At 62.9% G+C, this 12,959-nt stretch carries 11 protein-coding genes; 10 read left to right on the forward strand and 1 reads right to left on the reverse strand.

Annotation, left to right across the window (positions count from 1 at the left end):
* Window positions 1-38: 38 nt before the first annotated feature.
* Genes O159_RS13390 through O159_RS10405 form a run of 8 tightly spaced genes read left to right on the forward strand, consistent with a single transcriptional unit; the run spans window position 39 to window position 8,171 of the window.
* A complete protein-coding gene (locus O159_RS13390; RefSeq protein WP_021755223.1) occupies window positions 39-2,879 on the forward strand; it encodes a phage tail tape measure protein in 2,841 nt (946 codons plus the stop codon).
* Window positions 2,879-3,721, forward strand: a complete 843-nt coding sequence (locus O159_RS10375) for a hypothetical protein (RefSeq protein ID WP_021755226.1) — start codon at window positions 2,879-2,881, stop codon at window positions 3,719-3,721. The genes O159_RS13390 and O159_RS10375 overlap by 1 nt, the downstream gene beginning before the upstream one ends.
* Entirely contained in the window at window positions 3,718-4,878 is a 1,161-nt protein-coding gene (locus O159_RS10380) for a hypothetical protein (RefSeq protein WP_021755228.1), read from the forward strand. Before O159_RS10375 ends, O159_RS10380 begins: the two co-directional genes overlap by 4 nt.
* Window positions 4,875-5,762 (forward strand): hypothetical protein, encoded by an 888-nt coding sequence (locus O159_RS10385; RefSeq protein WP_021755231.1) that lies wholly within the window; start codon window positions 4,875-4,877, stop codon window positions 5,760-5,762. The genes O159_RS10380 and O159_RS10385 overlap by 4 nt, the downstream gene beginning before the upstream one ends.
* Before the next feature lie 13 nt (window positions 5,763-5,775).
* On the forward strand, window positions 5,776-6,396 hold the full coding sequence (locus O159_RS10390; protein ID WP_144267598.1) for a hypothetical protein: 621 nt from the start codon (window positions 5,776-5,778) through the stop codon (window positions 6,394-6,396).
* 2 nt (window positions 6,397-6,398) lie between these two features.
* Window positions 6,399-7,343 (forward strand): glycoside hydrolase family 25 protein, encoded by a 945-nt coding sequence (locus O159_RS10395; RefSeq protein ID WP_021755233.1) that lies wholly within the window; start codon window positions 6,399-6,401, stop codon window positions 7,341-7,343.
* A 34-nt stretch (window positions 7,344-7,377) separates the two neighbouring features.
* Window positions 7,378-7,827: a DUF2746 domain-containing protein gene (locus tag O159_RS10400; RefSeq protein ID WP_021754742.1), complete on the forward strand. Its 450-nt coding sequence runs from the start codon at window positions 7,378-7,380 to the stop codon at window positions 7,825-7,827.
* A complete protein-coding gene (locus O159_RS10405) occupies window positions 7,824-8,171 on the forward strand; it encodes a hypothetical protein (RefSeq protein WP_021754741.1) in 348 nt (115 codons plus the stop codon). The genes O159_RS10400 and O159_RS10405 overlap by 4 nt, the downstream gene beginning before the upstream one ends.
* 218 nt (window positions 8,172-8,389) lie before the next feature.
* Here O159_RS10405 and O159_RS14170 read toward each other — a convergent pair whose 3' ends face one another.
* Entirely contained in the window at window positions 8,390-9,499 is a 1,110-nt protein-coding gene (locus O159_RS14170; RefSeq protein WP_081689869.1) for an SGNH/GDSL hydrolase family protein, read from the reverse strand.
* 586 nt (window positions 9,500-10,085) lie between these two features.
* On the opposite strand from O159_RS14170, the gene O159_RS14645 reads away from it, so the two are divergent.
* On the forward strand, window positions 10,086-10,619 hold the full coding sequence (locus O159_RS14645; RefSeq protein WP_169725679.1) for a hypothetical protein: 534 nt from the start codon (window positions 10,086-10,088) through the stop codon (window positions 10,617-10,619).
* 636 nt (window positions 10,620-11,255) lie between these two features.
* Window positions 11,256-12,419, forward strand: a complete 1,164-nt coding sequence (locus O159_RS14175; protein WP_169725688.1) for a cutinase family protein — start codon at window positions 11,256-11,258, stop codon at window positions 12,417-12,419.
* The last annotated feature ends 540 nt before the right edge of the window (window positions 12,420-12,959 follow it).

Consider the following 12,959-nt stretch of genomic DNA (forward strand, 5'->3'; position numbering starts at 1 on the left):
GCGCTTCCCGCGCACCATGCCGTGAAGGGAGACCCCCTATGGCTGATAGGACGACGAAGGTCACGTTCACCGCGAACTTCAACAACTACCTCGCCGGGATGGACGCTGCGTCACGGAAGACGCAGGAGTTCGCGGCCGGGTCGGCGCAGAAGCTCGCCGCGCAGAAGCAGGCGTTCACCGATATCGGCCACACTGCCCTCCTCGCAGGCGGCGTCATCGCGGCGGGCCTCGTGGTCGCCGTTAACGCGTTCTCCGAGTTCGACGCGAAGATGTCGCAGGTTCACGCGCTGTCGCACGCCAGCGGCGATGACATGAAGCGGCTCTCCGACGCCGCCATGACTGCCGGCACCCAGATCGGGTTCTCGGCAGCACAGACAGCGGACGCGGAGATCGAGCTCATCAAGGCGGGCGTGTCCGTGTCGAACATCCTCGGCGGTGCGCTGAAGGGTTCCCTCGAACTCGCTGCCGCCGGTCAGATCGACGTGGCGGACGCGACCGAGATCGCGACGATCGCGCTCACCCAGTTCGGGTTGAAGGGTTCCGACATCCCCCACGTCGCGGACCTCCTCGCCGCCGGTGCGGACAAAGCCCTTGGTGGTGTCTCCGACCTCGGCGAGGCCCTGAAGTCGGGTGGTCTGGTCGCCGCCCAGTTCGGTGTCTCCCTTGATGAGACCGTGGGCACCCTGTCCGCGTTCGCGAACGCTGGCCTCCTCGGTGAGACGGCCGGCACTGATCTGCGGCAGATGCTCTTGAAGCTCGCGGACCCGTCCGCGGAGGCCCAGCATGACATGGAACGGCTCGGCATCAGCCTGTATGACCAGCAGGGCAAGTTCGTCGGCATCGCGAACCTGGCGGGACAGTTGCACGACAAGCTCGGCGCGCTCGACGAGGCCACCCGCAACCAGACCCTGGCGACGATTTTCGGCGCCCGTGCGATCGCCGGCGCGAACGTCCTCTACAAAGAGGGCGCGAAAGGCATCTCGGACTGGACCAACAACGTCAACGACACCGGTTTCGCGGCCGCGCAGGCGGCCGGGAAAATGGACAACCTCCAAGGCGACATCACCAAGCTCGGTGCGGCGTTCCAGAACGACCTCATCAAGGGCGGCTCCGGAGCAAACGACGTCCTCCGTGGGACCGTGCAAAACGTCACCGCCCTCGTGAAGACCATCAGCGGCGTCCCACAACCTGTGGTCGCGGTCGGGGTCGTGATCGCCGGTCTGACCGCGGGTGTGCTGCTCCTCGGCGGTGGGTTCCTCTCGATCGTGCCGAAAATCGCCGCCACGAAAGCGGCCATGGCCGAACTCAACCTCACCGGCAGGAGCCTCGGGAAGATGCTCGGCAAGGGTGGCCTCATTGCCGCCGGACTGATCGGACTAGAGGGCGCTCTCGCTGGTGCGTCGTCGTCGATCCAGTTGACCTCCGCCCAGGTATCCGACCTGAACTCGCGGCTGAACAACGCCGACTTCACGGGCATCAACAAGGAGTTCGTGGACGCGAACGGCAATATCACCAAGATGGGAGACGCCCTCGACGACCTGTTCTCGCCGAACTTCTTCAAGAACTACTACGGCGGCGTCGCCCAGCTCAACGGGGTTTTGAAGAACTGGACGGGAATCGATCTCGGCGCGTGGGCGGACACCAACAAGGCGAAGTTCGCGCAGCTCGGCACCCAGCTTGGTGAGACCGCGAAGAAGGACCTTCCCCAGGCCGCGCGGCAGTTCCAGCAATTCGTGAAGCTCGCTGGTGGTGGGTCGGAGAAGGCGCACGAACTCCTCAACGCTATGCCTGACTATAAGGCTGCCCTGATCGACCTCGCGTCCGGAATGGGGAAGACCCTGAGTGGCCAGGAGCTCCTCAACCTGGCCCAGGGGAAGGGGACGTTTGCGGCGAAGCTCGCGACCAAGTCCGCAGCTCGGCAGGCGGCGGCGCTGGCGAAGCTGTCGGGGACTGCCGTGGATGCGAAGGGGGATATTTCTGACCTGGCGAAGGAGATCACGAATTTCGGGAAGGCCGAGTTCGATGCGGAGGACACGGATCGGGCGTTGCATCAGGCGATCGATGATGTGACTTCGAAGCTGAAGGATCAGGTGGACGCGTATAAGCAGGCGCACGGGAATCTCAATGGGTTTACGAAATCGCTTGATATCAACACGCAGAACGGCCGCGACAACTCTGCCGCGCTCGAGCAGATCGCCAAGTCCGCTCTCGCGCACGCTGCCGCGGTCGCGACGCAGACCGGGAGCCAGGAGCAGGCGACGGCTGCGATCAATGATGGCCGTGCGGCGCTGATCAACGCTCTGGCTCAGTTCGGTGTTACTGGGCAGGCGGCGCAGGAGTATGCCGACAAGCTCGGTCTGATCCCGAGCAACGTGTCGACTCTGATCAAGTTGAACAAGTCGCAGGCGCAGATCGACGCGGAGAACCTCATCGACACCCTGAATCGGGTGCAGCGCAACATCGACATCGCGGTCACCCTCCACGGGGCGAACCATCTGGCCACTACGGGCGGGCTGAGGGTCGCGAACGCGAACGGTGGCATGTACTCGTACGCGGATGGTGGGTTCGGGGCGGGTATCTATTCCGGTGGGGCGCCGTTGTACAAGTTCGCCGAGCCGGAGACGCGGTGGGAGGCGTTCATCTCGGGCAAGCCTGGGCAGGAGGCCAGGAGTAGGCAGATCTGGGCGCAGGCGGGCCGCAAGCTCGGCATGGGCCCGAGTGGCGCTGCTAGCTCGACGACGGTCTCTCTCGCGGGGGCAACGATCCTCATGTCCGTTGACGGCCGTCAGATGACCGCGGTCATCCAGGACCAGATCGTGTCCGCGAGCCGTGCGCAGAAGACCGGCCTTCAGGGCGGCATGCAGGAGGTGGCTTACTGATGCCCTACGCCCCGACTCTGACGGCCTTCACCGACGCGAACCCGGGCGTGCGTGTCCTGGTCACGTTCTCGGCCCTCGCGTCCGGGACGCAGACGATCAACGTCTACCGGACAGCGGAGGGACGCCGGTTCAAGGTCCGCGGTGGTGTGAACCTGTACGCGGTCGGTGGTGTCGCCGTGATGGACTTCGAGGTTCCGCTCGGAGTCGCGGCGACGTACCAGGCGGAACAGTTCGACTCGTCGGGCCTGTCCCTCGGGTTCACGGACGCGACCTCTGTGACCGTGTCGACGTCGGGTGTGTTCACGGACACGTCGCAGGCGATCTTGCATCAACCGTTGTCGCCGTCGCTGTCGATCATCGCGAACCTGGATGCTTCTACCGCTGCGGATGTCGCGAACGTGGTGCCTGGGTCGTTGACGTACCCGGAGGGCGCGACGGTCGGCACCTGGATCGGTGGGCGCCGGCAGGGCATCAGCGGCCTCGCGTTGACGGTGAAGGCGCAGTCGTACGCGGACGCTGACGAGTTCCGCAACATGTTCGGCGGGTATACGACCGATTTCCCCGCCGTGCTCTGTGTTCGCACTGCCCCGCCGGTGAGGCTTCCGCGGGTGCTGTTCGCGTCCGTCGACATGGTGCATGAGTCGGTCGACTACATCAACTCTCTGGTGACGTTCGCGTTGACGGTGAACGAGGTTGCTCCGCCCGCACCAGGGCTCATCATCCCCACCCTCCGCCGTGAAGACCTGGACGTGGCCTATGCGACCCGTGGTGCGGGGGACGCCGCGTACGCGACCCGTTTGTCGAGGGACACCGACTACAGCAAGGCGGGGCTCGCGGGATGAGGTTCGGAACTCCACAGCTGAAGCAGGTTCTCACCGGGTCGTTCACCCACCGGTACGTCGTCGATGTCATCAAGGACGGCTCCCGGGCGCTGCGGGACGTCCCGGTGACGAATGTGCGCCTCACGGACAGTGGCGCCTCTCTGGTGCAGTCGACGGGTTCGTTGACGATCGTCTACCAGGGCGATTTCGCCGACTCGGTCGCCCCGTCGCGGATCGGTGACATTCTCGCGCCGTTTGGCACACGGCTGATCGTGTACGCCCTCATCACCGCCGGGCCGGGGTTCCAGGAGCGGGTCGCCCTGGGGCATTACCTCATCACGGGGGCGCCGAAGATCCGGACCACCCGGTTCCAGTACCAGGGCGCCGGGGCGGTGAAGGGCGACCTGATCGATCTCACCATTGGTGACCTGTTCGCGGGGGTGCAGTGGGACCGGTTCGACATCCCCGGCGTTGCCCCGGACCTCACGTCGGTGTGGAAGGAGTATCAGCGTCTGGTCGGCCTCCCCGTGACGAGGACGGTCGCTGACGCGGCGATCCCGACAGCGGTGGCGTACCAGGAGGACAAGCTCCAAGCCTGCTACGACCTCGCCACTGTCCTCGACGGGGTGGCGTACATGACCGCCGATGGCACAGCCTCGATGCGGCCGAACGTGTGGCCGGCCGCCGTGGACACCCTCCATAGCGGCGACGTGAACGGTGACGGCACTCCCGTGAAAGCTGGTGCTACCTCGGACGGGACCCTGGTCGATGTGGTGCCGTCGCTTGCGAACGACAATGTGTACAACGCGGTCGTCGTGCGGGGGAACTCGCAGGACGCCTCGACGATCGTGCTCGCGACGGCGGAGGTCACTGATGGGCCGTTGCGGGTGCGGAACCAGGACGGGTCGCTGTCCCCGTACCGGCGCAAGCCCTACTTCTACTCGTCCCAGTACGTGACCACGCAGGCGCAGGCGGACGCATACGCCCAGCAGATGCTTCCCCGGGTGTCCCGGCTGCGCTCGATCACCTACGACCTGGTGGAGACGTTCAACCCGCTCCGCGAGGTCGGCGACGTCCTCACCGTGCGCAGGCTCGGGCAGGCGTTCACCTGCCGCATCACCGACATCAGCCGGGACGCCGGCGCAACCCAGACCGTGACCGTGGCGGTGAACCCATGACCGACGACTACAGCGCCGCGCTGCTCCGCGCCCTCCAGGGACGTGCGCGGGTGAAGATCCTGCAGGGCACGTTCGTCGCCCAGTCAACGTTCGGGTGCAACGTCGATGTCGGGGTGGGCTCGTCATCGTCGCGGATTCCCGCGCACCTCGGCACGTCGTTCCTCCCGGAGGTCAACGAGCCGGTGTGGGTGTGGAACATTGACAAGCAGTGGTTCGTCACGGGGCCTGTCGCATCGAAACCCGACCGTGGCACCGTCGTCTCGGTGGCAAGCGGTCTGGTGACGTTGACGACCGCGCTGGGCACCACGGTGATCGCCCCGTACACGGGGCCCAGCCCGTCGGCCGGGCAGATCATGAAACTGCTGTGGCACGGTGGGCCGTTCGCGATGCTCATGTCCACCAGCCCGGTACCGAACACACCCCCACCGGCCCCCGGCGGCGGGACGACCACGCACCAGGACGTGTTCACGGCAATCGACGCAGGGTCCTATGGGTCGGGCCGGTGGTGGACGAACCAGGTTTACGCATCCGACAAAAACCTTGGGTGCTGGTTCTACGGCACGAAAACCGCCGACACCATCCCGGCGTCCGCGACGATTCAACGCGTCGAGCTGTACGTCTCGCCGGAGAGGATTAGCGGTTCGCCGCCGAACATCGCCGTCCATGGGTACTCGGCCAAGCCCGGAGACGCGCCCGCGCTGGCGACCGTCGCCGCCGTGGCGATCTCCGGCGGCTGGGTGACCCTCCCCGCCTCGATCGGGAACAACCTCAAGGCCGGCGGCGGCTATGTGGGTGTCGGCTTCAACCATGGCGGATACAGCATCCTCCGCTCCCTCGCCGAAGACGGGTTCTCCGGCGCGCTGCGCATCACCTCCACCTACTGAAAGCAGGCACAGCATGGCACGAGACAGTTCCGGGACGAAGAACCAGCCCCAATACTCCTCCTCCGGGGTGCCGGCCCAGGCCGCTGACCTGTCCGAGGTGTCGAACTACGCGGCCGGCGTCGGCAACCGCAAGACCGGCACCTCCACCACCCGCACGGGCCTGACCGGCGCGGACGTGTGGGACGGCCTCGAGTTCTACGAAACCGACACCGGCGCCACGTGGGAGCACGGCTCGTCCGGCTGGGCGCGCAAGCGCATCACCCGCCTCGGCCGGGCGCGCCTCACCTCGCCGCTGGTGTTGTCCGTCGCGTCGACGTGGACCGACGTGCTCTCCGTCACGGTCACATCGACGGGTGGTTTGACCCTTGCGGACTGGCGCGCATACGTGTCGAACCAGAACTCCGGCAGCCGGCAGATCGCCCAGTTCCGGGTCCTCTGCGATGGCACCCAAGTCGATGACACCCTCAACAACGACCTACCTTGGATCAGCGGCGCGACATCACAGTACGCGGCCGGATTCGAGCACGAACTCTCCACCGCGGCCGGATCACACGTCTGGAAACTGCAGGTCCAATGCTCTTCGGCGTCGGCGATCAGCGTGAACAACGCGGTCCTGATCCTGAGCGAGGTGTGACCATGACCCTGCTTGAGGGTGTTGACATCTCCTACACGCAGGGCGACTACACCCCTGCGGGTGAGGATTTCGTGATCATCAACGCCTCCCGCGCCAATGTTGGACTCACCGTCGGGTCCTGCTACCGGGCACAGGTCGCGCTCGCGCGGGCCGCGGGGAGGCATGTCGGGCATTACTTCTTCAACGGGAACCTCGACCCAGTGGTGTGCGCGGACTTCTTCGCCGACAACCTCGCCTACGTCGCCGGGGATTCGCTGTGGCTCGATATCGAGGACGAGGCATCCACAGGCACCCGGGCGTGGAGCCCCGCGCAGGCGCTCGCCTTCCTGAACCAGGTGAAGACCCGTCTCAGGGTGGTCCCGGGCGTGTATCTGAACAAGTCGCTCATGGACGCCGCCGACTGGTCCGCCGTCGTGGCGGCCGGCGCGCCCTTGTGGATCGCCTCCTACACCCCGTCCCCACCACCCATCCGGTGGTGGCCTGACTGGACGGTATGGCAGTACACGTCCACCCCCATCGACCGTAACAAAGCCCAAACGTCGCTGACCACAGCGTTCACAACCCCAACCCCTCTGGAGGAGGACATGAAAATCCAGCTGATCAAAACGGGCGACGCCTCCGGCGCGATCGGCACGTTGAACCCGGACGGGACCCTCGACTGGCTGACCGCGGACGAGTTCCAAGCCCTGACCCGCACCGGCCTCATCGAGCCCGTCCACGCGGAAGGCGACGGGACGGTATGGGGCATCCTCGCATCCCGCACCGCACGCCTCCGCGCACAACAGGGCGGCGACCCCGTGGCCCTCGCGAAGTCCGTGTCCGCCCTTCTCGTCCCGGCCGTGCTGGCCGGCATCCAGGCCAACAGTGGCCTCTCCCTCACCCCTGAACAAGTCCAGGCCGCGTGCGAGACCGCGATCAAGGACGTGTTCGCCCACGCATCCACCTAGAACCCTCTCCCGAACCCCATGAGAGGGGAACACCATGCCCGACATTCCCATGGGGTGGGCGACGTTGATCGCCGCGGCCGTGACCGCGGCCGGTGGTATGGCCGCGATCGTGATCTCGATCGTGCTGGGCGCCCGCACCCGCCGCGCCGTGAAAAACATCGCATCCGACACCCGCGAGGTCAAAGAACAAGTCACGAACAGCCACACCACCAACCTCCGCGACGAATCCGACCACCGCCACAACGAACTCATCAGCGAGATCACAGCGGTCATCAGCGAGATCACAGCCGTCCGCGCAACCCAGGACACCCACGGAGAGCGCCTCGATGAGGTGCAACGCACCCAACGGGGCATGCAACGCGATATCGGCCGTCTCGCCGACGCCGACCAAGAACAAACCCGCACCGATCACCGCCTCAGCGAACGCCTCACCGACATCGAGAAGAACAACCCCCGACCACACCTCCCCGAAGGAGAATCATGAGCAAGCACCTCACCGCCGAGATCCCGGAGATTATTCACACCGGCCAACGGGTCCTCCGCACCATCATCCAGACAGGGATCCCCGCCTTCCTGACCTTCGCCGTGATCCTCCCGCAGGTCATCGACGCCCTCGGCCTGCCCCTCACCTCGAAGGTCTACCTGTGGCTGGTCGGCCTCGCCGGCATCGTCACCGGGATTGCCGCCGCCCTCACCCGCATCATGGCCATCCCCACCATCAACCGGTGGCTGACAACCATCGGCCTCGGCACCATCAAAAAGACCGACCCGCAAACCCCCGCCAACCCGACGCAGGACCCCACAACCACCCCACCCGCCAACCCCTAACACCCACCACCACGCCCCGGCCCACCCCTCAATTGAGGCGGTAGGCCGGGGCGGGTTTTTGTCGTGTGCCGGCGGCCCGGGCATGGGAGAAGGGGTGTCGCAATATGCGACACCCCTTCAGGGGCTTTGCATCATCACCCGGAAATCACCGATCGTTTACGGTGCCGGTTCCCGCTGTACGCCATGCCGATGCTGGCCGGCTTCTCGGGATGGACCCGTCAGTTTTTCTTTGTTGCGTATTTGAAAACATCGACGTAGTGGGCGATGCCAACGCGTGTGGGGTGGAAGGCTTCACCATTACGGTCTGGCGCGCCGAGGGCGTTGAGACCATTCACCCAATGGGGTGCAGCGCTACAAGCAGTCCGTGCCTGGCTGCGGCTGCTTGCAGGAAGGAGGGTGAAGCCATACTTTTCTGCCTCTCTCTTGATGAGACCGTTCAACTTGTCCTGAACCTGGTGAAGATACACCACATCCTCATCCGTGAAAGGCATGTCGGTTTCCTTCAAATCGCCCGTCCCGGTCGTCGTGAACGCGTAACAGCCAGCCGCCGGAGTGTTCGCCCGGTCAGGGAACAGATCCGGATAGTCGTAGGCGAACTTCCGCGCGTGCGGCGCACGCGCGCTGATCTGACCATAAAGAGCATCGAGGGCCGGTCCCACAACGTCAGTGATCCTGCGGTCCAATTCGTCGTGACCATTCTTCACGTAATCCTGACGACACGTCCTCGAACCCGTCTCTGCAACAGGACCCTTGCCGGATTCGGCAAGGCAAGAAATAATGACTCTTGAGAAGCCCAGGTCGGTGCCTCCAGCGGAGACAAGAACCATGTCGGTGGAGGAGTTCAATGCGTTAATCTGGGGTGGAATGTGGATCGTTTTGCCATCGCTGTCGGTCCTGTCCTGGCCATTGACCATGCCTCGGGCCGTTGCGCCCATGCAGGTAACATCAGTGACAGAGTAACCGGCTGCGCTGCCTACCAGACGTCCCACGCTGGAATCGGACTGGCCACACACGGCAGCGGGGCCTCCTACATCCGCGCCAACACCGTAGGCTGCAGTGAAAGAGTCCCCGATACTCACGAGACCATGCCCAGATGGGCTCACCACACGTTGCCCCGATGACACAGAACCCACACCGGCGGACGCCGACTGAACGCCGACGAGCGAGAACGTCAGACCCGCTACGACCGAGGTCACGACAGCAAGAGAACGGATTCCCCTCCGCTTCGACCGGTCCCTTCGGCCTAAGGCCAGAAACCACCACCCGAGAAGGGGGATGGCATGAGTGCCGTCTTTTACACGAGCCATAACATCACTTTTTATCAACATGGCCGAACGCTACTCTCCAGCCATACACACCGGCAACACCCCTGCGGTAGGTGTGTGGCTGCGGCGTTTGCAGCGGCCGGTAGGCGAACCATTCGGAGAATGGTGACCCGCTCGGCAGACGGCATCGTGGGTGTTCGGCAGGTAGGCCGTTCTGCTGGTGCTCGCGGTAGAAGCTGGACAAACTTCGCGGCCGTCAGCTGCTTCTCGGTCATCTCCACCGCCAACGCTGAACGTGTTCGTGATCGCCTTCGCCGGCCGTGGCTGACTCCCTGGCCTTAACTGAGCCTTAGGGTCACCGTCCGTTTCCACCATTTTTTGGATAGGCCTCCCCGCAGACCCGCTCATGGGGTTAACCTCTTCCCTGCCTCCCAGACAGGCCCCCTCATGAGGGGCCTGTCTGGGGGGAATGCTCGCTCGTATGGTGCGAGGGGTAGCAGGAATTGAGGAGGTTTTGATGTTGGGTGTGTTCTCACAATCTTGGAGGGTTCGGGTTGTGGCGGGGGTGGCTGGTTTGGTTGTCGCGGGGCTGGTTGCCGGGTCGTCTGTTGTGCTGGTTTCGCGCGTGGACTCGGCCGTGGGGTCACCGATGCGTGATACCAAGACGGTGGTCGACTCTCGTACCCGCCCGGTTCCCCAGGCTGAGGAGGGGCCGTCGGAAGATGATGGCGGTTTTTCGTTCACCGTGCCAGGCGAGCAGACGAATGAGGTTGTCGATGCGGGTGGTGTTTCCCGGCGACCGTTTCATGGCACCGGGCGTGCTTTGGGTTCTACAAAGGTAGGGGAGACGGTTATGAGTGTTTTTCCGACCGAGAATGCTCTGCAGGTTCTGATGCGGGTGCCGTCACCAGGTGCGGTAAGGGAGTACCGGTTCCCGTTACAGATGATGAAAGGTCTTCACCCTGTTATCCGCCAGGACGGTTCCGTAGCTGTTGTTAGTGACGGGCAGAATGATCCGGTCGGAGGGTTCGCTGTTCCCTGGGCTGTAGACGCGCACGGCGAAAAGGTGGGGGCTTCCTTCCGCCTCGAAGGAGGCGACCTTGTAGAAACCATCAATGTGCGGCGCGCAACGGTCTTCCCTGTTACGGCAAGCCTTGAGCAGGTTATGCAAGAAGGCCAGTAGACCGGAAAGTTTCGTGAAAACTATTTCGGTAAAGAGCTTTTCCGATGTTTCTCGGATGAATTTATGCGGGTTCACGCCATAATCTGGTGGACGCTGTTGGCAATAGCAGTCAGCGGGGTGGGTTTGCTGCTTCTCCCGCGTTTTCTCGTGAGATCTGAGCCACTCGTTGGGTGGGCAGCACCCAGCATCTATAACACGTGCGGATTGTTCCTTGTCTCCGGAACAATGGGAGTACTTGTTCTTGTCTTCTTGGTCGTCAGGGTATCATCATGGCCAGGCAAGCGGTTTCACCTGTTCTGGGTCGTCCCCGTCGCGGTTCTTGTTGCAGTCGCGTTTTTTGTCGCCTTGCTGCTGGCGACGGTTTTCGTGCCATACCCCTCTCTGTGATTTATCTATTGATATTATTTTTGATATTTAAATGATTGGAAGTTCGAAATGAGAATACGACTTTCTCGGAAAACACTCATGTCGATAAGTGTGATCACTGTAGTAAGCCTCGGAATGGTCGGCGGCATGGCTCCAGCCCATGCGGCCGGACTGGTAGAATTGCCCGCCGGATGCACCCCTGTGCAAGTTCTCGTGTTCCGCGGTTCAGGCGAGCCTAGGGGTAGCGCTGGGACGTACAGAGATACGACGATGACCACTAACGGCTGGGAAGGGAAAACTCTACGTCGTCTTCTGGAAGCCTACGTAGCTCAAAGCCGCGGCACCAGGGCCCCGAGTCCGTATGTGGATACGGTCCCAGTCAAAGCGATCGGTCCGGACGAATTCGGTACCGGGAAGGGATATCCGGGGGTGGCGGTACCGAGAACGGTCGACGTTGCCTTTATCAAGAAAGTAATCGGGGACTCCGCTCGAGCCGGCGCAACAAATACCGCCTCATATATAGATTCGACCATCCAGGCGCAAACTGCTGCCGGTTGCCCGTCTCCGAAGTTTGTTGTCCTCGGTTATTCCCAAGGTGCGATAACTGCGCGCTGGCTCACCCAGCTGCGACCTGACGATGTCGCGCTCACTCAAATTTTTGGTGACCCGCTGCAATTCGAAAATCAAACCGGTAACCACGGCAGTGGTTCCGGCGGAAACGGCTTCATGCGCTACATTTCCACCACCCCCGAAAAAATTCAAGACAACAAGTATTACGCGCTTTCCTCTTCCAAAACCGGTCTGTGCCATGGAGGCGACCCATTCTGCGACTACAACTGGCTCGTGGGAGCGTTCGCAATCGTGTTCCATCAGTTCCAAGAACACCTCGACTATGTCACAGGAAACTCAGAAATTACCCAAGAAGGCCAAACCATCAGCCGCAAAGTTGCTCAGCTAATCCAAACCGTCACAGTCAACGGACCCACCCTGGGTCGACAAAAAGCTACACCCGAACACAACTATCTGGATGATATCGACATGAACACCCTCATGGCCGACCCCAACGTAACCGTCGCTAACCCCGAAACCCCCCAAGCAAACCTCTCTCCCCTTCAACTTCAAGCCATCGGCAAGAACAAGGCTGCACATCTAAACCTTCACCGATTCATCAGCATCCGAGAGGGCAGCACCGTTCGAATCCATGTCGCTGGCATACCAGCCGGGCAACAATTCGGCCTTCGCCTTACTTCCCTAACATCCAAGGGTTCTTGGCGACTGCCTGCTGTCTGGACAAGTCCGATCTACACCTCTACCGGTGGAACCCAAACCATCACCCCAGCCCTCACCGGCATTGACCACGGAAGCTATACCGCAAGCGTGCTTACCAACACATTCACTCACACCCCAGACACCACAATCACTATCACCCAATAATGTAAACCGTCCCATCGGCATCGTCATTGACGAAACGACCGCGGAAAAAGAGGCGATCGGAGCGTGAGGAAGGATTGGTACAACTGATCGTTAGCGCCGGGAGATGCTGGCGGGGAGAAGATATTCAGAGCGTTCCAGTCCTCGGGCGTCACGGAGAGCTCACCACCGGGAGGCGGCGGATGGTGCGCCGTTCACGTTCCCGGCGACGTGTGAGATGTCCTTGTCCCACGTCACCGTCTGGACGTACTCCCAACCGTCTCGATGAGGAGAAGTGGACGGTGGCCCAACCGAGTTCAGTGTTCCAGAACCACAGAGTAGTGGCCGGCTTCGCGGCTCGATCCCAGGCGGTCACGTGTGGGCGGTACCAGTCCACAAGGCCCTCAGCGCCCGTCGTATCTCCGTGGAAACCACGCACGCCGTACGCGCCATCGCTAATGATCGTGTCGGGCGCTTCCCAGTCCTTGTAGGCGCGGAGGACGTTCCCCCGGTGCAACGTGTAGGGAGGGCGGATGGATATGACGGGCATACGATCACACTAGC

Origin of the sequence: Leifsonia xyli subsp. cynodontis DSM 46306 (genome assembly GCF_000470775.1) — a bacterium.
GTDB classification, from domain to species: Bacteria; Actinomycetota; Actinomycetes; order Actinomycetales; family Microbacteriaceae; genus Leifsonia; species Leifsonia cynodontis.

Excerpts from the sequence above, each read along its gene's own strand:
- O159_RS14645 (WP_169725679.1), top strand. The coding sequence starts at position 10,086 with ATGCGTGATACCAAGACGGTGGTCGACTCTCGTACCCGCCCGGTTCCC.
- O159_RS10395 (WP_021755233.1), top strand. The coding sequence starts at position 6,399 with ATGACCCTGCTTGAGGGTGTTGACATCTCCTACACGCAGGGCGACTAC.
- O159_RS10375 (WP_021755226.1), top strand. The coding sequence starts at position 2,879 with ATGCCCTACGCCCCGACTCTGACGGCCTTCACCGACGCGAACCCGGGC.
- O159_RS10400 (WP_021754742.1), top strand. The coding sequence starts at position 7,378 with ATGCCCGACATTCCCATGGGGTGGGCGACGTTGATCGCCGCGGCCGTG.
- O159_RS14175 (WP_169725688.1), top strand. The coding sequence starts at position 11,256 with ATGACCACTAACGGCTGGGAAGGGAAAACTCTACGTCGTCTTCTGGAA.
- O159_RS10380 (WP_021755228.1), top strand. The coding sequence starts at position 3,718 with ATGAGGTTCGGAACTCCACAGCTGAAGCAGGTTCTCACCGGGTCGTTC.
- O159_RS10385 (WP_021755231.1), top strand. The coding sequence starts at position 4,875 with ATGACCGACGACTACAGCGCCGCGCTGCTCCGCGCCCTCCAGGGACGT.
- O159_RS10390 (WP_144267598.1), top strand. The coding sequence starts at position 5,776 with ATGGCACGAGACAGTTCCGGGACGAAGAACCAGCCCCAATACTCCTCC.
- O159_RS14170 (WP_081689869.1), bottom strand. The coding sequence starts at position 9,499 with ATGTTGATAAAAAGTGATGTTATGGCTCGTGTAAAAGACGGCACTCAT.
- O159_RS13390 (WP_021755223.1), top strand. The coding sequence starts at position 39 with ATGGCTGATAGGACGACGAAGGTCACGTTCACCGCGAACTTCAACAAC.
- O159_RS10405 (WP_021754741.1), top strand. The coding sequence starts at position 7,824 with ATGAGCAAGCACCTCACCGCCGAGATCCCGGAGATTATTCACACCGGC.